The sequence below is a fragment of the Paenibacillus sp. FSL H8-0280 genome (assembly GCF_045040665.1).
Lineage (GTDB): Bacteria > Bacillota > Bacilli > Paenibacillales > Paenibacillaceae > Paenibacillus > Paenibacillus xylanexedens_A.
In genome coordinates, this window is sequence record NZ_CP150296.1 from 3,919,567 (window position 1) to 3,942,571 (window position 23,005).

Here is a 23,005-nt window from a genome sequence, read left to right on the forward strand (position 1 = left end):
ATCGGTAACCCTAACATAGCACGAGCCTATCTTGCTGTCAATTGGCATTATCCTATAGAATGGTAAGACTATGTTGCGGAAAGGTTAGATTCTAATGATTACCATTTACGATATTGCCAAAAAAGCCAACGTCTCCGCCATGACGGTCTCCAAGGTCATTAATCATACAGGCCGTATAAGTTCCGCGACACGTGAACGTGTGCAACAGGTGATCGACGAACTGGGTTACATCCCGAACTCCAATGCACGCAGCCTTGTGCTTCAACGAACCCAGATGCTCTCCCTGCTTATTACGGATATTACCAACCCTTTTTATACAACACTGGCGCGTGGTGCTGAAGATGCAGCCCATCTTCGTGGGTACCGTCTTTTATTCGGCAATAGTGACGAGGATTACAATAAGGAAAAGGATTACGTGGATGCAATTCTGTCTACTCGTGTGGATGGTGTACTCTATGCCCCTGCGGGGGATCGTTCTCTGCCTCATCTGAAACAGCTGCAGGAACGTCACATTCCGTTTGTCTTTCTGGACCGCACCGTACCTGGCATTACCTCAGATATTATTGCCGGAGATAGCCGGGAAGGCGCGATTGAGCTGATCCGATATCTGGTGCAATTGGGTCACCGGCGCATTGCACTGGTCAATGGTTCTTCGGAGGTTTCTACCGCCAGACTGCGGGAGGAAGGTTATATAGCGGGTTTACGTGAGGCCGGAGCTGATATTGATCCCGAGCTTGTGCTTCGAACCGGGTACCGGGATTTCAGCGATGAAGAGGGACTGGATCGACTACTCTCTCAACCGGATCAACCAACAGCCATTTTTGCCGCCAACAACATGCTGGCGATTGGGGTCATTCGGCTTTTGCGCAAACGAGGACTGCGTGTACCAGAAGACATCTCTGTTGTGTGTTTCGACGATCTGGATCTGGCTTCTGCTTTTGATCCTTTCCTAACTGTAGCTGCACAGCCAGCATATGACTTTGGGTTTCAGGGCGTACAGATGCTGATTGACCGAATCGAGGGTAAGGCCCCTTCCGAAGCCCAAACCGTCATTCTACCGTCAGAACTGCGCATACGCGCTTCAGCTGCTGCTCCACGTGAGCAAGAATAGAGTTAAGCACATGAGTTGACTAAATAAGTGGACCAAAAATTATTTACACTGACACTACGATAACAGAACAACCTTCCAATCGCTGTTATCTCCAGATTTTTTCATTCCCTTTTAAAGAGGAAATCCGGAGATAGCGTATGCTTCCGATGTAGCTTTCTTGCAGAAAGCTTGTAGGCGAACGCTTCGCTTTTTCAGGTTTTTTCTGTCCTCTCCGTTATCGTGTAAATGATTAGTCCCACTTATCTAAATTAGGTTCAATTCAAATTCGAAAAATGTACAACATAAACAGGGTGCACCGGAGATTACACTCTGGTTGCACCCTGTTTGAAGTTCATTCGCTGAAATAATCCGTCGTTCGAGCCGTTTGGTTGGTCTGTTTCATTCAGGCTTGTCGTTTCCTTCAGTTCCATCCGAGCCGATATTCTACCGCTCCGACTGTAATGCAAGAGCGACCTCACGAACGAGTCCCGGGAACCAGTCCATCAAAGGTTCGAATGTATACCCCGCTTGTTCTGCCTTGGTTGTCTCCATCGTCCATGATTGCTCGATTCCAAATGGTGACATGTCCTCTTTTACAGTTTCCGTAAGGATCTGGGACTGCATGCCCGTGACCGTCTCGATCAGATGTATCATGGCTGACAGCGTAATCGCACCCTTGGAAGCTGCATTCACCGGACCGGTAATGGACGAATGTCCAAGCCAAGCGAGAAATCTTGCCGCTTCTGTGGAATTGATAAATCCAATCTCCGCATCCGGATTTGGCATGCCGATCGGTTTTCCTTTTTGCACATGTTCAATATGAAAATGAAGTCTTCTCGTATAATCATCAATCCCGAGTACAATGGGAATGCGCATCGCCACAACCGGGAAATCCGCTTCCTGGAAAAACACAGCCTCGGCAAGCCGTTTGCCTTCTCCATACGAAAAATCCTCTGCACTTCCATACTGTAATGGATATGTATACGGGTCAAAATCCGTTTCCTTAAATCCAGGTCTGGGATCACCGTACACCGAAAGTGTGGATGTCAGAACGTATCTTTTGGTTCGTCCTGCAAAAGCGTCACATGCCGCTTTCGCCGCATCTGGGGAATAACAGATATTGTCGTACACAACATCCCACATGTCTGTCTGCGCAACCTGTGCCAGAGATTCCGGGTCTTCACGATCCATCTTGATTCGGTTTACTTCGGGTCCGAAGTCAACATCCGTTTTACCACGAGTTGCGACTGTGATCTGAGACTTCCCTTCCCACAGCAAGTGATCCACCAGACGTTTACCGAAAAAACGTGTACCCCCAAGTATAAGAACTTTATTCATCCAAAAAACCTCCTATCATGTTCGATTATATTTAACAATTTGAAGCATGGTGTGAGCATTCCGTTGAAACTCATATGAAGTTGGTTCTTCGGATACCGTGCACCCACGCTCTTCGAGTATTAATTTTAACTCATCCATGTGCTTGTAACGTTCGCCAGACAGATCCACTGTTGGAAAAATGTGAACCTCTCGTTTGCTCACACGCAGCAGCTCCATTATGGTTGCAATATGAAAATCAACATCCAATCGATCTGCATACGTAAACAGGAAATGGGCGGATAACGTCAGATCGAATTGTTCATCGGCAAAGGGTAGATCCGGGAGCACAGACGCCACATAACGGTCAGGAATCTTTCTCATATCTGCGATGCAATCTGTGATGGCATGAGTTCGCTCTTCCTTTAACCCCTGGATTGATCCAAATTGATCCCACACATATATGCTTTGCACCGGTTCCATCTGTTTCATCGTATGCTCAATGTCCTGAAATCCCTTTACTTCAAGCTCGTCGATCTCGTATTTGTATGCCATATCCACGGCCACGGGATCAGCACCCAACTTGCGCGCTTGGCTACTGAATGAACATGCTCCGCCGGGACAATCCAAAATGGACTTGCCTGTAAGATCCTCCACCGTTAAGTTGAACATCTTCATATATTCCTCGAAGGTTCTCCCGATGAATACAATCTGTGACAGTTCCAAACCGCCATAATTGTTGAACCGATTACCTTCTCTGCTGTTCTTCTTCTTCTCTACTCTACTGTTGCTCTGCTCATCTCTACTCATCTCGTCTCAGCTTCCTTTCCTGCGCTTGAATCAATCGTTAGGGAACACAAGCCCAATCTGCTTCCGAATCTGATCCATAACCTGCATCGTCACATAAGAGCGTTCATACGTGTTCATGTCAGACTCCTTTTGGCCCTGCTCAACCAGATTCACGAACTCCTCCACTTCATAATACATCGCCGGATGGTTTTGTTCGACTGTGAGCTGCTCCACCGTACCGTCATTGTAACGTATCTCTGCATGTTCCGGTGAACCAATCTTATCAATGATGATGCTTCCCCGTTCCCCCATAATTTCGCTTGGTAGATGAGAGTTTGAGATTTTGGAGTATGTAACGACCGCATCCATCCCATCATAGTCCAGCAACACACTGCCTTGTCCATCCACGCCAGATTCCAGCATCATCGCTTGGGACTGAACCCGGTTAGGTGCACCGAACAATGTAATCAATGGATAGAGACAATACACACCGAGATCCATTAACGCACCATTGGCGAGTTCAGGCTTGAACGCGTTCAGGACAATCCCCTCTTTGTACTTGTCGTAACGCGAAGAATACTGAGAGTATCCTGCTACGTATTTGCGGACAGGACCGATTTTATGCAGGCTCTTCTGCACCATTTTGAACTGGGGAACAAGGGTAGATTTCATCGCTTCCATGAGCAGAACCTGATGTTCTCGTGCTGTATCGATCATACTTCTAACTTCCGCGCTATTCGCAGCCAGAGGTTTCTCACACAATACATGTTTGCCGTTTCTCAGAAAAAGTTCAGCCTGCTCCGCATGAACCGTATTCGGTGTTGCAATGTAGACTGCATCAATCACATCACTTGCGGCCAACTCTTCCAGATCGGTGAAACGGTGTTCAACATCATATTTATCTGCAAATGCGTTAGCCTTATCTTCAGTTCTTGAATACACCGCGGTTAATTTGAATCCTTCAACCTGTGCTGCAGCTTCAAGAAGCCTTTCCGTAATCCAGTTGGTACCCACTAAGCCAAAACGAACCATGCCTACCTACCTCTTTCATCTATAAATTTCATCTAAGTTCAAAACCTTTATACCATCTTGTATATTGTAGCTCAAATTTCGTTCAGATTGAAGGAAGGGGCCATATCCCCAAATATTGATATCTTGCTTTTTAAGTTGAAACTTCGTCCATCCCTTGGAATCAAGGGTATAATTAGAGATGAGGTGATCACCGTGGAAAGTCCAGATCAAGATCGCATACTGCCCAAATCTATAGATGAAAAATACTGGCATGCCATCATCAACAACGATAATTCTTATGATGGAACGTTCTTTTACGGTGTGCAGACAACGGGTATCTTTTGCCGACCTTCCTGTAAGTCCAGAGCACCCAAAGCTGAAAATGTGCTGATATTTCAACATGTTGAAGAAGCATTGGCACGAAAGTTCAGACCCTGCAAACGTTGTAAACCTACAGGCGAGCGGGTACCTGATCAGGAGTGGATATACGGGATCACGGATTACATCGAACATCATTACGCCGAACCTCTAACCTTGGATGTCCTTGCCACTGTAAGTCATGGCAGTCCTTATCATCTGCATCGTGTGTTCAAGCGGATTACAGGCCGCACACCGGTTCAATATATTCAGGATAAACGAATTACCGAAGCCCGGAAGTTGCTTGAACATACCAGACTTACCGTCACCGATATTGGCCGCCATGTCGGTATACCTAACTCAGCTTATTTCATTACTGTATTTCGCAAACACACAGGTCTCACACCTGCACACTACCGCGAAAGGCATGAGAACTTATGAAGACAAATCTTACTTACAAAGTACCCAAAACGTTACTCAACAAGGGGACAGGGTTCCTTAATGGATATACACATACGCTGAATCCTTACACAGGCTGCGCCTTCGGTTGTTCCTATTGTTATGTCAGACAGATGCCTGTCTCCCTCTTTCGCAAAGAGGATTGGGGGAGCTGGGTGGATGTGAAACAAGATGCCTCCCGAGTGTTCGCCAAAGAGTTGCAACGTGCCCTGAGGAAAGGGAAAGTCACTCTTTTCATGTCATCCAGTACCGATCCATATCAACCCGCTGAGTACAAGGAGTGTATCACGCGTTCATTACTTGAAACGATGGTACAGCATCCTCCAGATTTCGTATTAGTCCAGACCCGCAGTCCACTCGTTACCCGGGATATAGATCTGCTACAGCAGTTAGGTGACCGGGTTCGGGTCAGCATGACGGTAGAGACGGATCTGGACGATATGCGCAAGCATTTCAGTCCTTCCGCTCCCCCAATTGCAGGCCGATTACGTGCACTGGAACAGTTGCGGGATGCCGGAATACCCACGCAGGTTGCGATTGCTCCCGTATTACCCAGCAGTGAACAGTTTGCAGCCATCTTGAGACCTCTGGTTCAGCGTGTATGCATTGACGATTATTTCATGGGTGATGGCAGTGAGGGCAAGCGCACCCGCCGACTCGGTATGGAGTCGCTCTATCAGCAAGTGGGGATGGAGCATTGGTATCATCCAGATGCGTATCAGACTGTAGTTCAGCGGATGAAAAACGTTTTTGCCGAGGATGAGATCTGGATCAGTCAGGCGGGATTTGAGCCATAAATGGCTATATAAGTTGGACTAAAGAATATTTACACTGGACACTCCAATGACAGAACAACCCTCCGATCGCTGTTATTCCCAGATTTTTTTGATTTAATAAAAAACAGCCCCTTTCCTTGTTCAAAGGAAAAGGGGCTATTTATCATGACATAAGCCATAATGGCTATCTTATTTATCCAATGTATACAATGGCAGATCCACCGGCAATGCAGCTGGGCGCTGACACGAGCTTTTCATCTGGTAGAACGTCTGTTCATCTGATGAATCATGGAATGCCCACATGGCCTCAAGTACGTGGTATGCCAGTTCCCCACTCGCCCGGTGTGCACGTCCACTATGTGCTGCATAGGCCATATCTGCCACACCGATGCCGCGTGTATTTTCCTGATATCCTGGGAGAAGCGGAACTTCCGTCCATTCATGTTCACCCAGCAAGCGATAACGAACCGGACCACCAAAGGTGTTGGGGTCAGGTACCTGCAACGTACCGTGCGTGCCATATATCTCAATCGGTGGCAGTGCACTTCCGCCAAATACGTCAAAGCTCGTAATCAGCGTGCCAATGGCTCCCTGTTCAAACTGCAACAGACCCGTGACGTGAGTTGGAATTTCGACGGGAACCACCTGGCCTCTCTTTTTCTCACTCGTAATCGTCCGTTCGTTCATGGCTTTACCTGTCATACCCGCAATCGACTTGATCGGTCCCATTAGTTGAACCAATGCGGTGAGATAGTACGGACCCATATCAAACATTGGCCCACCGCCTGACGCGTAATAAAACTCCGGATCTGGGTGCCAGTGCTCATGACCACGACTCATCATAAATGCGGTCGCCGCCACCGGCTTGCCGATTACCCCTTCTTCCACCAATTGAAGTGAAGTCTGGATGCCTGAACCAAAGAACGTTTCTGGTGCACAACCCACGAGCAATCCTTTACGCTTCGCTGTTTCGAGCACGGCCTGCCCTTCTTCACGGGTAACAGCGAGTGGTTTTTCTACATAAACATGTTTGCCAGATTCAAGCGCCCGCAAGCATACATCCGCATGAACGGAAGGAATCGTCAGGTTGATAATCAGCTCAATCTCGGGATCAGCCAAGATTTCGTCGACGCTGTATACGTTAGGCACGTTATAGGCTGCTGCCTGCTCCTCGGCACGTTTACGGTCGAGATCCGCAACAGCAACAAGTTCCAGCACCTCGAACCGGTGACAGTTTTCCATATAAATACCGCTGATTTTACCGCAGCCAATAATGCCTACTTTCATTGTTTTCATACCTGGGGCTCCCTTCGCCGTGGATCAGAAATGGTTTATCCATTGAGGATGAATGGTTAACACTGAAGTTACGTTTGCAATTCAACTACAATCTCATTAGTTCTGGTTGTCCGCCATACCTGTGTACACTTCGGTTGCTGAACTTACTCGACTCTTGGCAAGCTCTTTGCCTGCTGCTGTCCATTTGAATCCACTGCGCATCATTTCAGTCACGGGTTTCATGTCTACAATGTCTGCATGGTGTCCCAGTGAGTTGTAGAATACCCGCCCTGCGCCCCATCGTTTCGTCCAAACAACAGGCATATCTACGGGGCCATTCGCCGCATGCGGACCAGTCACCACTGGAAAACGAGTTGTTGCCAACACTTCCACTGCCGGGTCTACGTGCAGGTAGTACTGTTCACTTTTCACCTGAAAATCTTCAATATGATCCAATAACGGGCTAGAGCCACGCTTCATGTTCACCATATACTCCACACCATCATTGCCTGGATGAGCAACCCATTGTCCACCCGTCATAAACTGCCAGTCTACGTTATTTCGGAAGGCATCACACATCCCGCCATGAAGACCAGCCAAGCCTACACCGCTCTGGACAGCCGCTGATACGTTGTTGACCAGTTCCTGCTCAATCTGTCCCATCGTCCACAAAGGCACGATCAGATCCAGACCCATCAGCTTCTCTGCATCCGCATAAGAATCCAACGTATTCGAGACTTCAACCTCAAACTGCTCTTCCTTCAAAATACGCTCAAAAATCGCTGCTACCTGCTCCGGTTCATGTCCATCCCAGCCGCCCCATACAATCAGTGCTTTACTCATCGTTTATTCACTCGCTTTCGCCTAGTTTTATGTGTTCAACCTTATTTCTGACGTCACTGTCTTGCTTGCTCACATCTCTTCAAGCGTCACCCAGCGTCGCTCTGTCACCGAACGTTCTACCGCTTCCAGTACAGCCTGACAAGCGACCCCGTCGTGGAAACTCGGTGATGGTTGGCGTCCTTCAGAGATCGCTGTTACCAGCTCCAGCATTTCATGGGTGAACGTGTGCTCGAATCCAATCGTATGTCCGGCAGGCCACCAGGCTTCGGCATATTTATGTGCCGGATCGGTTGCCAGTACACGGCGGAATCCCTGTACGTCCTCTTCATCCTTTGTGAAATAGACTTCCAATTCGTTCATCCGTTCAAAATCAAATCGTACACTGCCGAGACTGCCGTTAATCTCAAACGAGTTCGTACTGCGATGCCCCGCTGCAAAACGTGTAGCCTCGAAGCTGCCCAGCGCCCCTCCTGCGAATCGTGCCAGGAACAACGTAGCGTCGTCGACGGTCACTTCTCCTTTGGGTGCATCCGCATTCGAACTGCCCTTGGCACTCAGACCGGTCATCTCGGCTGCAAGCGGCCGTTCTTTGATGAAAGTTTCGCTCATGCCGATGACTTCCTGGAATTCACCAACGAGGAAACGAGCCAGATCGATTAAATGCGCGCCCAGATCCCCGTGGGAACCAGAGCCAGCCACTTCTTTTTGCAAACGCCATACCAGCGGGAACGAAGGGTCCATAATCCAGTCCTGAAGGAAAAATGCACGGAAATGATAGATCTTACCCAGTCGTCCGCTCTCCACCAGATCCTTCGCTAACTGCACCGCTGGTGAGAAACGGTAGTTGAACCCGACCATATGTGCGACTCCAGCATCCTCTGCTGCCTGAAGCATCTCACGCGAATCCGCAAGCGACAGAGCCAGTGGTTTCTCACAAAACAGATGTTTGCCCTGACGAGCTGCTTCCAACGCAATTTCCTTATGGGCATCACTTGGCGCGTTAATATCAATCAGATCGATATCATCCCGCTTCACCAGTTCGCGCCAATCCGTTACACTTTCGGACCAACCGAACTGATTCGCTGCCTCCTGCACTCCCTGCTCGTTACGTCCACAGATCACAGACATCTCAGGCTGCAACGGAGCAGACGGGAAAAACATCGGCAAACTGCGATAGGCATTACTGTGGGCCTTCCCCATAAACTTGTATCCAACCATTCCGACACGAAGACGATTTGACATGGTCATTTCCTCCTTTGGAATAATAAAAAGTCTTTCAATATGTGTACCAATAAACTATTGACGGATAGAAGAAGCACGGATGATCAGTTCGGTAGGCAACAACGCTCTCGCTGATTCGGTTACCGCTACAACAGAGTTATTCGCTTTATGTGTGTCATCCACAGACCCATGCATAAGCTTCGATGCTGCAAGTTCACCCATCTCGAAAAATGGAACCCTGACGCTGCTCAGCGGCGGAACCGCCATCTCGGCGGCATCGGAGTCGTCATAACCCACAAATGCCGGAAAATCCTCCACCCGGATTCCCCGCTCACGCAAACCATGCATGACACCAATGGCCATCCGGTCATTGGCCGCAAATACAGCATCAATCTCATGTAGGCGATCTGCTACAATCGCTGCCGCCTCAATGCCACTTCTTCTACTATAATTCCCCTCAAGCAACAGACTCGGGTCCAGATCCATACCTGCTTCTTGCAAGCCAAGACGGACACCTTCCATTCGCTCCTGGCTGTTGGAATAGCTGTCTGGACCATTGAGAAAAGCGATTTTGCGATACCCCTGATCCGTAAGATGACGTATGGCAAGCCTGCTTCCTTCCACATGATCCGCATCCACTTCCGTGAACGATTGGCCCTCAAAATGCTGATTCATGACACAGAACGGGTGTCCTTCCCGGTGAAGCTGCTGCATAGCCGCCAGTTCTTCATGATCATCTCTTGCACCAAGGATAATACAGGCGTCCACTTTCTGACGCCGAAACAGATCCGTATAATTCATCACTTCACCGGGTGTCCGAAACATAACCAACAGGTCCATGCTATTGTCTCTGGCTTTGCTTCCAATCCCGCTCAGCATTTCCGAGAAAAAATACGCCGAGAACAGATGCGCCTTCGGAACATAAGGTAATACCACACCAAGGTTCCCGCTTTTACTTCTGGCAAAACTGCGAGCAAGAGCGCTAGGCACATAGCCTAACTGTTCGGAAGCTTCGAGAACCTTGCGGCGTGTCTCTTCTTTAATTGGACCTACCCCATTAAGCACCCGGGAGACCGTCGCCTCGGAAACACCCGCAAGATCAGCCACTTCTTTACGAGATGCCATGAATTTCACCCCCTTTTATATAAGTTGAACTAAAGGTTATTTACAATGACACTACGATGACAGAATAACCTTCCAATCGCTGTTATCCCCAGATTTTTTTGATTCCCTTTTCTTAAGGGAAAATCCGGTGATAAAGGCGAACGCTTCGCTTTTTCAGGTTTTTTCTATCCTCTCCGTTATCGTGCAAATGATTAGTTCAACATATATAGCTCATCAATAAATCAAATAGTAATTAAAAATCAATATTTATGTACGCGCGTACATTTTCTCATGCCATGTAACCGTTGTCAATGCTTTTAACACAAAAAAATAATGAGGGTTTGGGTTAATCCAAGCCCTCATTATTATCTTACCAGAGATGGTACTTTCATTAACTCCATGCCCTGTAACCTTAGGGGTTCAAGTTACTTATCAAACTCACTACAAGGATTTCAATTGATCCTGTTTGTTCAATTATGGGGAGTGCAGCTCACAACGTCGTTGTAACGCCAAGATCAACGGAGGATTGACTAAACTCAGCCTGCTCCATCGTTTTCGCATGACTCAGAATGCGATCCGAGGGTTCTGGCGTGGATTGGAGCTGTCTTACTTTGTGCAGCACTTCTTTGTTAGGCAGGAAGTGTTGGGAACGAATGAATCGAATTGTTTTGGTTTTGGCACGCATAACAATCGAATCCGTCTCGGCGCGATCATCCGCAAGATACCGTACCCCTCCCAAGATCTCACCTGGCGTCACACCTGTTGCTGCAAAAATGACGTCCTCCGTGCCGATCATATCCTGCATCGTTAACACTTTGTAAGGATTATCAATTCCCATCTGCAAGCAGCGCTGGAATTCGTCTGCGTTGGCAGGCATCAGACGACCTTGAATCTCACCCCCAAGGCAAGATAGCGCTGCGGCAGCCAGCACACCTTCTGGCGCTCCTCCAGATCCGACGTAGAGATCGATACCCGCCTCCGGGAAGGCCGGTGCCATCGCCCCAGCAACATCACCGTCACTGAGGAACTTGATCCGCACTCCGACCTTGCGTAGCGTCTTAATTGTGCTCTCATGTCGCACACGATCCAGAATCATCACAGTAAGGTCTGAGATGTTTTTGTTCAATGCGGCAGCGGCTTTCTCCAGTGTGACTTCAACCGGGTCTTCAATGCTGACCTTGCCTACAAGCGCAGGCCCTACCGCCAGTTTCTCCATATACATGTCCGGTGCGTGGAGCAGGTTACCTTTTCCCGCCACTGCAATAACCGATAGAGCGTTGTTTAGTCCTTTGGCCACGATTTCTGTACCTTCGAGCGGGTCTACAGCCACGTCAACCTCAGGCCCCTCAGCGTTGCCCACTTCCTCGCCGATGTACAACATGGGTGCTTCATCCATTTCTCCTTCACCGATTACCACCGTGCCGCGAATAGACACGGAATCGAACATGGCGCGCATGGCCAAAGTAGCCGCTTCATCTGCACTGTTCTTGTCGCCTCGTCCCATCCAGGGTGCTGAAGCTAACGCAGCCAATTCTGTTACTCTGACAATTTCTAACGCCAGTTCGCGTTCCATTTTTCCCACTTCCTTTCCAATTTCCAAAAGCATAACGTGAAAGCGGTACTAAATCCATCGCAAATCCATATGAAATTGATCTATAATCGGCGTAGTAGCGCCTTTTTAACGATTAATCCCTTATTTATCCAATTAATATATCGATCGATTTCGCTCCTTTTTTCGGCTGGTTTAAAGAGTCCAATCCTCCTGATTTCTCACCTGAAATATTAATTTTTATTTCCATTTTCCGCTCTAAAACTAAATAATTCAACATGGTGGATTAACACATCCGTTTCATTCGCAAAAAGTTCTTTTAACATGAGGTATATACAACTTATTTACTGATTATTAAGAACGTAACGCTATCTAACAAAATACGAACGAAAACGATTTTCGGCTGACTGTCCAAACGTAGAAATAAACTAATAAATTGTATTGGTGATCCTTGAGATCAGCCTATTACCTTCACGATTATTGAGCAAAATTATACTGCTAATTATGTATTAATCAGGCCTTTAACTTTTACTAAAGCCATAGATGCAGCTTATGAAGGTCATCGAAAATAATAAGTTTACATAATATTTATTATGTATTAAATTTCATCGATTTCTTCATTTTATTATTCAACGGTTCTGGCAAAACATAAAAAAGCTCAAAAGAATTCTGCTCAATAGCATTTTTCTCCCAAGCTTTTCCCTGGATGATCCAGTTACAGTAGCATTTTGGTCATTATAAAATCAATCTGTTCCTCATCTCCCATAACGAAAGTGTGAGCTCCTGTCTGTACAAACCCCATCTTTTCATAAAATGCGATGGCATTTTCATTTTTCTCCCACACGCCTAACCAAATATTCGTTTTTTGATGTTCGGTTGCCATCTCTATGGCTTTATGGAGCAATACTTTACCAAGGCCATGTTTTTGGAACTCTTTCTTGATGTATACCCGCTCGATCTCAAGGGATTCCACACCCACCTTCTCAGACTGAGCATCATTGATATTTACCTTCATGTACCCTGCCACTTTGTGGTTGACATAAATAAAAAGAAATTGTGAATCCGCAAGGGACAGTTCCGTTTCTAATTGCTCCCGATTAAACGCCTTTTCCAGATAAGCTTTCATATTTTCGGGTGAATTTTGCGCTTTAAACGTTTCATCAAACGTCTCATAACTAATCTCCTGCAGTTCACATACATGTTCAATGGTACATATCTCTATACGAATCGTCATCTATATTCACATTCCTTTAACAAGTTAATCGTTTGTTGCAAATGCAATAAAAAAGGGTTACATTGAATTTAGCTCAATTTTGTTGTATTTGCAACATAATATTAAAAAAGAGGTTGAATGAATTTGAAATATGTACTTTTTGTCGCAGGTATTCTAATCTTAACGCTTGGCATTTTCCTTACCATTCAATCTGAACTGGGTACCTCACCGTTTGATGCACTTCTGGTAGGGCTGTCACATCATGTAGGGTTAAGTGTAGGAAGCTGGGAGGTCATCATTGCTTTCCTATTAATTGGATGTAATTCGCTTTTGAAGCAGCAAAAACCCGAGTTTTTGGGGCTCGTCACCGCATTCATTACTGGTGTCGGGATTGATATCTGGCTTTATGTATCTGATTCCTTGATCACACCCGAAGTTTGGTACAGCAAATTAATGACTTTTGTCATTGGTTTAGTGATCATAAGTATTGGCACGGCAATTTATTTACAGACCAATTTTGCACCCATTCCGATTGACCGCTTAACATTAATCTTGCATGAAATCACTCAAACGCCCTTATTTGTATCGAGAACATTCATTTACCTTGTATTTTTAATTCTGGCGTTTCTGCTCAGTGGGCCAATCGGGCTTGGAACGTTGATAACCGTATGTTGTGCAGGTGTACTTCTTCAGTTCATCATGGGCCATACGAAAAAGATAATAGATCGCATATTAACAGACATGGATACATCGTCACATACTAAAAGTGAAAAAGAACATTCGGTCTAATCGGTGTACTCCTTCTACACCATAAAAAGGCTGGATCAGAGGTTCAATCCCTGATCCAGCCCATTAAACGTGCTACCTACCTTTACGGCTCAATTCCCCATACCAGCTGACCGTTCACATACCCGGTAACCTTATCATGGTTTGCGAACTGACTACCGGATGCCTTGAACGAGTAATCATTAGTCTGTGTGTAATTCGTCCAATTGTTTTTGGAAAAGCGTGTTTGAACCTCTGCGCTCTGGCCCGCATTCAGTGATCCCGCCGCACTTGTAAAGCCCACTTCAAGATAATGATCCGCTCCGGCAACTGGAGTCGCTAGTTTAACGAAATTGCTCGTTACATTCGCACTGCCCATACTGGCCCAGTCGGACCAGAAACTCTGAGCTTCCTCCCCGTCAATTGTATAGTAATACCGGAGTTTTACATCACTCAACGGAATAGCCGAATTGCCTGAGTTGACCAATTTGAACTTGGGTGAGACGCCGTTGGTGGATGCACTTGTATTGCCGTTAAAAGCTTGAATCGTCAAATCCCCTGCTGGCACAGTAACCGTGCTATCTACGACGTTCACTGTTAGCACAGCGTTATTTCCTCCATTGAAGTGAAAGGTCAATACGTTCTGGCCCAGCGGAAGCGTAGCGAGATAGGATTTATTCAGAACTACAGCAGAGCTGGATGCTGTATAATTCTGACCTGATACAAGCGTAACATCCCCCTTTGTGATGCTTGTAAGCTGACGGCCGTTTAAGGTGAGAGATACGGTAACATCCTGCGCGGGATTCGTCGCTTTATCAAATGTTGCATTTACAGGAGAAATTACAGCATTTGTACCCGGTGTTGAATCCACAATTTTGACTTTTAACACAGGGTCCTGACCTTGATTAAAATCCAGAACAATCGAATGCTCGCCAACTGGCAGGGTTGCCAGATAAGCTTTTTTCAACAGCAATGTGCTTCCGTTCAAGGTATAATCCGTCGTTGCGGTCAACGCATTGTTGCCTGCCCGGAGAGCAGTTAGCGTATTGCCGTTTGCATTCACAGTTACGGTTTTGTCACTTTGATTGGGTGTGTATTTGTCAAATTCAACGTTTCCAGGTGTGATGGATGCACTGGGGTTGGGATTGTTAACTTTTAGATTTGGCAGCTCATCCAACGTAATGACATAATCACTTTGATAAAGCGTTTTCAATGTTGCCGGGTAATTAAAAGCAGAACTCATCAGATGCTCGCCATACCAAGGACAGAAGTACAACCATCCTGATTTCTCCTCTGTCAGATTTTTCACGCTTGGAATCGTGTCGTTCTCCGTCATGGCTACCATTTTCGTACCGTTCGTCAACTCAACAAGCTTATAGAAAATCGAGGTAATTGCATCCTCATTCGGTACGCCGGACAAGCCGTCATAACGGTTGTAGATCGTATTGTATTTATCATATCCGACGAGATCTACCTGATCATCGCCCGGATACCAGGCAGGAGAAGTACTGTATACGTAGCTGTTGTAGGTCCAGATCAGATTGTGCAAGCCATACGTCTCAGTCAGTTCGGTATAAAGCAGATCCCATAGCTCTTTGTACACTTCTGCGCCTGCCGAAGCCCACCAGAACCATGCACCTTCCCCGTTCAGCCCGCCGTTGCCTTCTGCTTCATGATACGGACGGAACAGAACCGGCACGTTGTTGTCTTGCAAAATCAATAATTGTTCTGCCAGATCCTCGATGGTCATCATCACGTATTGATACTCTTTCGTACCGGGAATTACCGCATTTGCTGTATTAAAATTCGTTTCGGTTGGCTTGTAAGTAGCCTCTTTCCAATCCACAAAGTCCCCAAGCTCATACGTATTGAAATTACGAGGTACATTGATATGCCAGGAAGCTGTTGCAATACCTTCACGGTTATTCACCCAATCAATCATGCGATCGGTTGTACCGTCCTCCCAACCATACAACGGATTATAATTCATCAGATCAAAGCCACGGATTGCAGGATACTTTCCGGTCAGATCATGAATCCATTCGAATTCAAGCTCTGTATCTCCGTCATTCCCTCCTCCATAGATCTCTTGCTGACCAGAAATAATGTTGTTTCCGTATACCTCCGTTAAATAATTCATCAAAATTTGAGTTTCCGGTGTAGCTTCAGGATCAGTGAGAACTGGCTGCACATTCAAGGGATCCAGATCAGCATGATCCACTGTAAAAGTATCAAAATACGCGAAGCCCCAGCCAGCCTTCAGCTCAATCGTGTTGGCACCCTGATTCAACTTGTGAAAGCCAAAATCGAAGTCTGACCATGTTGTCGTGTAAGGCAGCATGTAAGCACCTTTCGTAACACCATTCACGATTAAATTTTGTGACCTTCCATCTGCACTGAGCTCCTGCATATATCGTGTGGAGATTGCGTACATGCCGGTTTCCGGGACAGTTACTGTGAAGGTTAATGTGCCAGAGTTCTGCATCCAGACAAATCCGGCCCCTGAGAATCCGGGCTTGGGTTGTCCATAGATTGAAGTAACCACTTGAAGATCCGGGGTGAGCTGCGCATCTTCGCTTTCGATGGTGAACAACGGTGTGTCTGCATGAACGGGCGCTGTCATTAATCCAATCAGTAGGGCCAATGCCAGCATCATTGCGGTTGCCTTTTTGAGCAAATTTTTCATCAATTCCATCTTCCTTCCCAAGTGAAATATGATAATGAAATGTCAATGAACCCATTCATGATGGCGCTTTCATTTTAAACATAGCACGCACGCCAATATTTGTAAATATATGGTGAATGAGAATGTTTGAAATTCTTTTGTACCAGTACTTTGAACATTATATCTCCTTTCTCTCATCCGAATTGATAATTGACGAAAACGGTTCATAATCTAATCAAATTTAGCGTATGAAACTTCATCTCACATTAGATGTGTACTTGAAAGAAAACTGATAAACAACAAAAAAAAGCATTCCTATTCGGATGCTTTTTCACGTATGTTTCTTCAATTGCCCTTGCTTATATCTTCGGCCTAGGTCCCGGCTCAACTTACATTTTCCTCGGTAGACGTTTCTTTTACCACACAGCGTTCCCCCGCCTTGCGTACCGCCCGAATAATGCCACCGTAGCCGGTACAACGACACAGATTCCCGCACAATCCCGTTTCAATCTGTTCTTGAGAAGGCTCAGGATGTGCATCCAGTAATGCCTTGGTTGAGATCACCATGCCCGGAGTACAGTAGCCGCACTGAAAGCCACCTTCCTCTACAAAAGCCTGTTGAATCGGATGCAGAGTGCCTTTCTCATCCCCGTGCAGACCTTCAATGGTCATAATGTCACTGCCTTCACATTGATAAGCCATGACAAGACAGGAATTCACAGGCTCTCCATCCATCAGAACCATACATGCGCCGCAGCGACCAACTTCGCAGGATACTTTGGTACCCGTTAGCTGCAAATGAGTCCGAAGCACATCGACAAGTCGGGCCGTTTGCGCGATCTCCAGATGTTTCTGTTCGCCATTCACAACGGCTGTCCAGTGATTCTCAAGTGGCTTACTCATGATGGACTCACTCCTTCCTGCAAAGGTACATTTAAAGGTCTGACCAGTTGTTCCCTCGGTACAGGAAGACGGTTAACCCATACGCCTGTCGCCTGATGAATTGCAGCTGTTATGGCCGGCGCAAGCGCAACGGAGCCTATCTCACCGATCCCCCTAGGGCCAAACGCATCACCTTCGGGTAAGTCTTCAATAGCCTCAACCTCCAGATTGGTATGAATATCCTGAATGGTTGGGATCAGATACGTGTCGAGGTTCGTGGTTACATAACGGCTGTCCTGCATGACCGCATCCTCCGTTAACGTGAATCCAAGTGCCATGACACTGCCGCCTTCAATCTGTCCAATGTAACCCATAGGATTGATAACTGGACCTGCCGCAACAACATGGCGCGTATCAAGAAGCTTGGTTTCTCCGGTCAAAGTATTTACTTCCACCTCTGCCGCAACCGCCGCATACGTATACAAATAATGCCCGCCTACCACATTGTCCGGCGTAGTTGGGTAATCAAACTTTGTATCAAAAATCCATTCATCGGCTTTGCCCTGCGTCACGAGTTCAGCATACGAGATCAATAAGCCTGATGAAGCTCCCTCTTTCGCCAAGTATGGAGATGCACCTAAATAACTTTCAGCATTTTGATCACTTTCAGTCCCTCCAGCAACGATCTCAGCCACTTCAATTCTTTCAGCCTTCTCTAGTTTTCCTGCTTCTTCAGACGTTTGATTTACGTCTTCCAGAGCCAATACTACTTCCTTCTCGCTCTTTCCCGTTCCTCGCACATCTGTTTCCACTTCTGAACTTTCGGCAGGAAGCTGGCCTTTGCGCCATATACCACCAGGTCCTGTTACCAGTTCATCCGCCGGAATGCCCGACATTTCAGACGCAACAGCGAGAACACGGGAACGAAATGGAGACTGCAAACGTTGAAGAGCCATCCAGGCCATCGTTGTTGAACGTGAAGCTGTACTTGATCCGCTGTGTGGTACACGATCCGTGTCTCCAATGATGATACTGAGATCCGATGTACTGCATTGAAACAGATCACATAACATAATTTCCAGCGTTGCAATAAGCCCCTGACCAAATTCCTCGTAGCTGAACGCCACCTCAATCTTGCCTTCGTTATTCAGAGACAGGCGGCCTCCCGCAGGGTCTGGAATGCCATAACCCAGCCCTGCACCGTGCATGGCGATGGCTGCTCCGACTCCGCGTTTGATCCACGGCGGCAGAGTAGGATCTGCCGGGGGACTCTGATGTTTTTGCCACAGTTCGGAGCGATCCAATGCCTCCCATACTTGGGACAGTCCATCCGTAACCAGAATGCGTTGATTTAGCGGTCCGGGATCATTCTTTTCCCTCATATTACGTCTGCGGAACTCCCAAGGGTCCATGTTCATGATTGCTGCAAGCCGATCCATCTGGCCTTCCATCGCAAAAATCGCCTGATTCCCGCCAAATCCGCGAAACTCACCTGACAGCCCGTTATTCGTATATACAGATACGCCTTCCACATCCACATTTGGAATAGCGTACGGTCCAAGGCAATGCTCGGTACAGAAGTTCAGTACGGGTGCACCAAGTGTGGCGTACGCTCCGGTATCTGCTGTTATACGGACACGATGCGCTTGGATGATGCCTTCTCGACTCATGCCGGTCTGCATTTCAATCTTCATTGGGTGCCGTTTCAACCCTGCACGCACGGATTCTTTACGTGAATTATGCATTTTCACAGGACGTCCGCATCTTAAAGCCAGTAATGCACCATAGGGCTGTACGTTGAGTTCATCTTTTCCGCCAAATGAACCACCAATCGGTGAAGACACCACCCGGATATCTTCTTCAGAGCAACCAATAATGCGCGCAAGCTGCATCCGGTCTTTATAACCGTGTTGCGTTGCCGCGTATACATTCAGCCTTCCCTCTTCATCCGGGACAAACAGGCCACCTTCTGTCTCCATGTACGCATGCATCTGACGAGGCGTATAATACGTCTCTGTCACGATATGATCACACGTGGCAAAAGCTTGCTCGACATCTCCACGTTTAATCTCCGTCCGATGTAACACATTACCTGGACCATGCTCATGCAGCTCTGGTGCGCCGGGAGCCAAGGCAGCGTCTGTACTATTCAGCGGAGTAAGTTCCTCATACTCTACGCGAATCGCATCCAGCGCAAGTGCCGCACGTTCTGGAGAATCCGCAGCAACCGCTGCAATGGCGTCACCGACATAACGAACGATATCCTCGCAGAACACAGGCTGATCCGGAGTCGCTATGCCAAAACGATTCAGACCAGGCACATCTTTGGAGGTCAGAACCGCATAGACACCTTCCAACGCCTCAGCTTCTGAAGTATCTATAGACAGAATGCGAGCATAAGGATATTCGCTTCGCAATACTCTGCCATGAATCATGTCAGGTAACGTCATATCCGTCAGATATTGAAGCTGGCCTGTTACTTTGGGTGCCCCATCTGGCCGCAGGTGCCAGCGTTTCCCGCTCTGTTTCCGATTCAGCAGCATGATCCCTCTCCCCTTTGCTTGATTCCATTTATCTATTCGTGAAGTGCCTCCCATAGCCCGGCGCCAAACATGTTGCCTGCGGTCTGCTTGCGATAATGTTCTGTTGCAAATGCATCGCCATACGTCGTAAACTCTTCAACCACAGCAGCTGCAAGAGTTGCCGCTTGCATGAAAGAAGCTTCGCTACCAAAAAGCCGTTGTTCCGACTCCAGAAGTCGCATCGCCATGCCTGAGCCTCCACCAGCCGCAATCGCAATCTTGGTCCAGCATTTATCCGAATTAATCTCTCCATACAACGCAACCGTCACCAGCGATGCACTGAACGTCTCCCGTCGACCCAACTTGCGGTAAAAGGAAACTTCTCGTGCAGCAGGCTTGTGCCCACTGTCCACATCAAGCAGAGAGGACGATCTCATCGGGATATGAATCGAGATTAATACATCCCCTGGATTACGGCTTCCATCCCGTCCACCCTGAAGCCAGGAAGACACACTGCGGATCTCAATTCCGCTATCCGTCAACCAGTGCAGCTCCGCATCATATACAAGCAAAGCAGGCAGCGTATCCCCTACTCCGGACACAATGTTCCCGCCAATGGTTGCCACATTTCGAATGGAAGGAGCAGCAATTGCGTTCACCGCTTCTTGCAGGATCGGCAGTTGATGCAGCAACGCTTGTGCAGCACATTCCTTTAATCGGGTCATTGCGCCAATGACCATCTCATCTCCACGAATAGATATACCGCTCATTCCATGAATACGAGCCAGACTAATCATGTGTTCAGGCACTGGAACCAAGCCGCCCTCCCACTGGGTTCGTAGCAATGTTCCACCTGCCGTGAAACAACATATCCCCTTGAGTCTACTTCTCAACGTTTGCAGTTCTTGCAGGTTCTCAGGCTGCCATACCGATGGCATGGCTCCAGAACCGTATGCCGGTGTTACCATCGCTGCATCCCCTTTCTCTCTCTTCCTTGGGCAGGAAATTCAACCGTCTGATCCAAATAATTCTTCAAATCATATGAGAGTTCAGCAGCAACGTCAATTACCTTTACATCGTTTTGGATAAATGTATAAAACCTGCGTTTTATTTGTGCCTGATGCATCACGATCTATTGAAATCTAACACAGACTCTCTTTCATCACATGATAAAAGAAGACAAACAGGCCAACCAGACTGCCTGGCTGACCTGATCATGTCATTAAATTATACATAGTCATTAATCTTCTCCTGTTATTTAGTCTGTCTGCTGCGATTCATATACATGATTCAGAATACGTTCCAATTCCGGTTCTGTATCCGCATCCCAGAAACTAGTCTCAGACAGTGGTACATGTACACCTGAATAGTTAGCGCTGCGCATAATCTTGCGCGCCCCCTCATCTCCATGCAAGGACAACAGAGGTCCGAACATGTGAGAGCGAAAAGCAACGGGCGGTTTACCTCCCTCACCGTCGGTAGCTGCGACATAGTCACTCAGCTTGTGGGTAGCCAGTGCTGTGGTCACTAGATTGATATCCTGTGCTTGTAATAAAGGCTGATCCCCCAGAAGCATGAGGATGCCCTCCGGTTTATACTCCATGGCGGACAATACGCCAGAATGAAGAGAATTAGCCATACCGCAGGCATAGTCAGCACAGACCACGATACGAAGTCTTGCTGTGGGATGATAGGCATACGTGGCGGAATCAAACCATTTTACAGGCAGCCATGTCAACGAATCTTCCGGTTTGACCACACAGACCACTTGATCTAGCTTCGAATTCAACGCAGCTTCCAATGACCATGCAGCCAGTGACCTTCCGTCAGGCATGACAACCGAGAGTTTATCTCGACCAAGGCGACAACTCTTACCTGCTGCCAGAACTATGCCCGTCATTCGCATGTGCAACGCTCCCCTTCTGCACATCGGAACTCAAAGAAGAGACCTTATGTTTACATGCGATCAATTCCGCTGCAATGCTGATGGCAATCTGTTCGGGACCGTCTGCTCCGATGCTCAAACCAACGGGAGAATGCACATATTTCAACGGTGGTAAGCCATCCAGCAGACGGGCTGTTCGTGTTTTGGAACCCATGATGCCAAGATACGCGTACTCACAGTCCACTAACATCTCTAACAGTTCACGTTCGCGGGGAAAATTGTGACTCATTAAAATCAAATAATCTCCGTTGTGCACGTTTAACAAAGGCATGATCTCAGATGGGAAACCCATTACCAGTTCAGCTTCTGGGAACCTTTCCGAGGTGCATAAGGACTCTCGCCAATCGGCTACCACAACACGGAATCCTGCGGATTGGGCAAGTCTGGCAACAGGAATAACATCATTCCCGGCTCCGATGATAATCAGGCGAGGTTTAGGCGTGTACAGCGAAGTAAGTTGCTGCGGAAGCTCCCAGGGATTTGTTGAAACCGTGTTGTTTGTCGCTATTTCAGCATCAGCATCAGAGAAATGTTGTGAATCACCGGATAGATGGGAAGAGTGAGATTCGTTTGACGTAGCAGTTACCATTTCAGGCACAGGCACAAGCGTAAGGCGAGGTATGTCGGGAGAATGTTGTTTTGATGCCGAATGTTCATGCTTGATATTACCACTGCTGTGCTGTACATCAACCTGCAATGAAGTTAGATTATAATTCGCCACGCGATCATGAGGAGGGACGAGCGAAGGACGCAAGATTGGCTGGCGCCGAGTACCCGTTGGTTCAATCCGTTTCCAGCCATATTGAACCTTCGTGTAATCATCTTGGAACGTTCGGGTTAACGCTGTTGCAGCGCCGGATTGAAAACAATCATACATCTTCTGCAACGTATACCGGAGTTCATCACACACAGGTTCAAGCAACACAACAACGAGTCCGCCGCAGCCAATAGTCTCACCCCAGGACAGATCATCCTCGGGACGCATGTCGTATTCCGCGAATTCCATCTGGTTTGTATCCAGTACATGGCTCACCCGGGCCTGAAGATCACTCTCCAGACATCCCGGACTGATACTGCCAACCATTTTGCCATCCTCGGTCAACAGCATAGAGACTCCCTGCTTACGGTAAGCATGACCCTCTACCTTAATCGCTGTTGCGAGCACGCAGCGCGGTTCACGGGCTGCAATTGCACACAGATCATGCATTTCCATAGCGGTCCCCAT

19 protein-coding genes are annotated in these 23,005 nt (G+C 47.4%); 4 read left to right on the plus strand and 15 right to left on the minus strand.

Annotation, left to right across the window (positions count from 1 at the left end):
- The first annotated feature begins 94 nt into the window (after positions 1–94).
- On the plus strand, positions 95–1,111 hold the full coding sequence (locus MHI12_RS17085) for a LacI family DNA-binding transcriptional regulator (protein WP_036673745.1): 1,017 nt from the start codon (positions 95–97) through the stop codon (positions 1,109–1,111).
- A gap of 423 nt (positions 1,112–1,534) precedes the next feature.
- Here the strand turns inward: MHI12_RS17085 and MHI12_RS17090 are convergent, their stop codons facing one another.
- From MHI12_RS17090 to MHI12_RS17100, 3 genes are read right to left on the minus strand one after another with little or no spacing between them, the layout of a single operon-like run.
- Positions 1,535–2,428, minus strand: coding sequence for an NAD-dependent epimerase/dehydratase family protein (locus MHI12_RS17090; protein WP_405169843.1), 894 nt, complete (start codon positions 2,426–2,428; stop codon positions 1,535–1,537).
- 15 nt (positions 2,429–2,443) lie between these two features.
- Positions 2,444–3,214 carry an SAM-dependent methyltransferase gene (locus tag MHI12_RS17095; RefSeq protein ID WP_405169844.1) on the minus strand — a complete coding sequence of 257 codons (771 nt, stop codon included), beginning with the start codon at positions 3,212–3,214 and terminating at the stop codon, positions 2,444–2,446.
- Between the two features lie 30 nt (positions 3,215–3,244).
- A complete protein-coding gene (locus MHI12_RS17100) occupies positions 3,245–4,225 on the minus strand; it encodes a Gfo/Idh/MocA family protein (RefSeq protein ID WP_405169845.1) in 981 nt (326 codons plus the stop codon).
- Positions 4,226–4,417: 192 nt separating this feature from the next.
- Here MHI12_RS17100 and MHI12_RS17105 point away from each other — a divergent pair, with 192 nt between their 5' ends.
- Both MHI12_RS17105 and MHI12_RS17110 read left to right on the plus strand, forming a co-directional pair.
- A complete protein-coding gene (locus MHI12_RS17105) occupies positions 4,418–5,002 on the plus strand; it encodes a bifunctional transcriptional activator/DNA repair enzyme AdaA (protein WP_405169846.1) in 585 nt (194 codons plus the stop codon).
- Positions 4,999–5,817: a radical SAM protein gene (locus MHI12_RS17110; protein ID WP_405169847.1), complete on the plus strand. Its 819-nt coding sequence runs from the start codon at positions 4,999–5,001 to the stop codon at positions 5,815–5,817. Before MHI12_RS17105 ends, MHI12_RS17110 begins: the two co-directional genes overlap by 4 nt.
- Positions 5,818–5,985: 168 nt before the next feature.
- Here MHI12_RS17110 and MHI12_RS17115 read toward each other — a convergent pair whose 3' ends face one another.
- The 6 genes from MHI12_RS17115 to MHI12_RS17140 all read right to left on the minus strand — a co-directional run bounded on the left by MHI12_RS17115 (position 5,986) and on the right by MHI12_RS17140 (position 13,022).
- Positions 5,986–7,092, minus strand: a complete 1,107-nt coding sequence (locus MHI12_RS17115; RefSeq protein WP_340935750.1) for a Gfo/Idh/MocA family oxidoreductase — start codon at positions 7,090–7,092, stop codon at positions 5,986–5,988.
- 96 nt (positions 7,093–7,188) lie between these two features.
- The gene (locus MHI12_RS17120) at positions 7,189–7,914 is read right to left on the minus strand and encodes a ThuA domain-containing protein (protein ID WP_249912529.1); all 726 of its coding nucleotides are present in this window, start codon (positions 7,912–7,914) and stop codon (positions 7,189–7,191) included.
- A 69-nt stretch (positions 7,915–7,983) separates the two neighbouring features.
- On the minus strand, positions 7,984–9,156 hold the full coding sequence (locus tag MHI12_RS17125) for a Gfo/Idh/MocA family protein (protein WP_036613779.1): 1,173 nt from the start codon (positions 9,154–9,156) through the stop codon (positions 7,984–7,986).
- Positions 9,157–9,210: 54 nt separating this feature from the next.
- A complete protein-coding gene (locus MHI12_RS17130) occupies positions 9,211–10,260 on the minus strand; it encodes a LacI family DNA-binding transcriptional regulator (RefSeq protein WP_405169848.1) in 1,050 nt (349 codons plus the stop codon).
- Positions 10,261–10,729: 469 nt separating this feature from the next.
- Positions 10,730–11,812 carry a class II fructose-bisphosphatase gene (gene glpX, locus MHI12_RS17135; RefSeq protein WP_405169849.1) on the minus strand — a complete coding sequence of 361 codons (1,083 nt, stop codon included), beginning with the start codon at positions 11,810–11,812 and terminating at the stop codon, positions 10,730–10,732.
- A 691-nt stretch (positions 11,813–12,503) separates the two neighbouring features.
- Entirely contained in the window at positions 12,504–13,022 is a 519-nt protein-coding gene (locus MHI12_RS17140; protein WP_405169850.1) for a GNAT family N-acetyltransferase, read from the minus strand.
- A 123-nt stretch (positions 13,023–13,145) separates the two neighbouring features.
- Here MHI12_RS17140 and MHI12_RS17145 point away from each other — a divergent pair, with 123 nt between their 5' ends.
- Positions 13,146–13,790 carry a YitT family protein gene (locus tag MHI12_RS17145; RefSeq protein WP_405173014.1) on the plus strand — a complete coding sequence of 215 codons (645 nt, stop codon included), beginning with the start codon at positions 13,146–13,148 and terminating at the stop codon, positions 13,788–13,790.
- Between the two features lie 82 nt (positions 13,791–13,872).
- Here MHI12_RS17145 and MHI12_RS17150 read toward each other — a convergent pair whose 3' ends face one another.
- The 6 genes from MHI12_RS17150 to MHI12_RS17175 form a co-directional block, all read right to left on the minus strand.
- Positions 13,873–16,452, minus strand: coding sequence for a X2-like carbohydrate binding domain-containing protein (locus tag MHI12_RS17150; protein WP_405169851.1), 2,580 nt, complete (start codon positions 16,450–16,452; stop codon positions 13,873–13,875).
- 363 nt (positions 16,453–16,815) lie between these two features.
- A complete protein-coding gene (locus MHI12_RS17155; protein WP_405169852.1) occupies positions 16,816–17,334 on the minus strand; it encodes a (2Fe-2S)-binding protein in 519 nt (172 codons plus the stop codon).
- Positions 17,331–19,856 (minus strand): molybdopterin cofactor-binding domain-containing protein, encoded by a 2,526-nt coding sequence (locus tag MHI12_RS17160; RefSeq protein ID WP_405169853.1) that lies wholly within the window; start codon positions 19,854–19,856, stop codon positions 17,331–17,333. Before MHI12_RS17160 ends, MHI12_RS17155 begins: the two co-directional genes overlap by 4 nt.
- A 32-nt stretch (positions 19,857–19,888) precedes the next feature.
- The gene (locus MHI12_RS17165; RefSeq protein ID WP_405169854.1) at positions 19,889–20,803 is read right to left on the minus strand and encodes an FAD binding domain-containing protein; all 915 of its coding nucleotides are present in this window, start codon (positions 20,801–20,803) and stop codon (positions 19,889–19,891) included.
- Between the two features lie 290 nt (positions 20,804–21,093).
- A complete protein-coding gene (locus MHI12_RS17170; protein WP_405169855.1) occupies positions 21,094–21,741 on the minus strand; it encodes an NTP transferase domain-containing protein in 648 nt (215 codons plus the stop codon).
- Positions 21,707–22,993, minus strand: a complete 1,287-nt coding sequence (locus MHI12_RS17175) for an XdhC family protein (RefSeq protein WP_405169856.1) — start codon at positions 22,991–22,993, stop codon at positions 21,707–21,709. Before MHI12_RS17175 ends, MHI12_RS17170 begins: the two co-directional genes overlap by 35 nt.
- Between the last annotated feature and the right edge of the window lie 12 nt (positions 22,994–23,005).

What these genes read in the sequence shown, in the direction of transcription:
- MHI12_RS17125 (WP_036613779.1), bottom strand. Translation starts at nt 9,156, where the DNA reads ATGTCAAATCGTCTTCGTGTCGGAATGGTTGGATACAAGTTTATGGGG.
- MHI12_RS17160 (WP_405169853.1), bottom strand. Translation starts at nt 19,856, where the DNA reads ATGCTGCTGAATCGGAAACAGAGCGGGAAACGCTGGCACCTGCGGCCA.
- glpX (WP_405169849.1), bottom strand. Translation starts at nt 11,812, where the DNA reads ATGGAACGCGAACTGGCGTTAGAAATTGTCAGAGTAACAGAATTGGCT.
- MHI12_RS17085 (WP_036673745.1), top strand. Translation starts at nt 95, where the DNA reads ATGATTACCATTTACGATATTGCCAAAAAAGCCAACGTCTCCGCCATG.
- MHI12_RS17130 (WP_405169848.1), bottom strand. Translation starts at nt 10,260, where the DNA reads ATGGCATCTCGTAAAGAAGTGGCTGATCTTGCGGGTGTTTCCGAGGCG.
- MHI12_RS17150 (WP_405169851.1), bottom strand. Translation starts at nt 16,452, where the DNA reads ATGAAAAATTTGCTCAAAAAGGCAACCGCAATGATGCTGGCATTGGCC.
- MHI12_RS17090 (WP_405169843.1), bottom strand. Translation starts at nt 2,428, where the DNA reads ATGAATAAAGTTCTTATACTTGGGGGTACACGTTTTTTCGGTAAACGT.
- MHI12_RS17170 (WP_405169855.1), bottom strand. Translation starts at nt 21,741, where the DNA reads ATGCGAATGACGGGCATAGTTCTGGCAGCAGGTAAGAGTTGTCGCCTT.
- MHI12_RS17165 (WP_405169854.1), bottom strand. Translation starts at nt 20,803, where the DNA reads ATGGTAACACCGGCATACGGTTCTGGAGCCATGCCATCGGTATGGCAG.
- MHI12_RS17110 (WP_405169847.1), top strand. Translation starts at nt 4,999, where the DNA reads ATGAAGACAAATCTTACTTACAAAGTACCCAAAACGTTACTCAACAAG.
- MHI12_RS17115 (WP_340935750.1), bottom strand. Translation starts at nt 7,092, where the DNA reads ATGAAAACAATGAAAGTAGGCATTATTGGCTGCGGTAAAATCAGCGGT.
- MHI12_RS17155 (WP_405169852.1), bottom strand. Translation starts at nt 17,334, where the DNA reads ATGAGTAAGCCACTTGAGAATCACTGGACAGCCGTTGTGAATGGCGAA.
- MHI12_RS17100 (WP_405169845.1), bottom strand. Translation starts at nt 4,225, where the DNA reads ATGGTTCGTTTTGGCTTAGTGGGTACCAACTGGATTACGGAAAGGCTT.
- MHI12_RS17120 (WP_249912529.1), bottom strand. Translation starts at nt 7,914, where the DNA reads ATGAGTAAAGCACTGATTGTATGGGGCGGCTGGGATGGACATGAACCG.
- MHI12_RS17175 (WP_405169856.1), bottom strand. Translation starts at nt 22,993, where the DNA reads ATGGAAATGCATGATCTGTGTGCAATTGCAGCCCGTGAACCGCGCTGC.
- MHI12_RS17140 (WP_405169850.1), bottom strand. Translation starts at nt 13,022, where the DNA reads ATGACGATTCGTATAGAGATATGTACCATTGAACATGTATGTGAACTG.
- MHI12_RS17095 (WP_405169844.1), bottom strand. Translation starts at nt 3,214, where the DNA reads ATGAGTAGAGATGAGCAGAGCAACAGTAGAGTAGAGAAGAAGAAGAAC.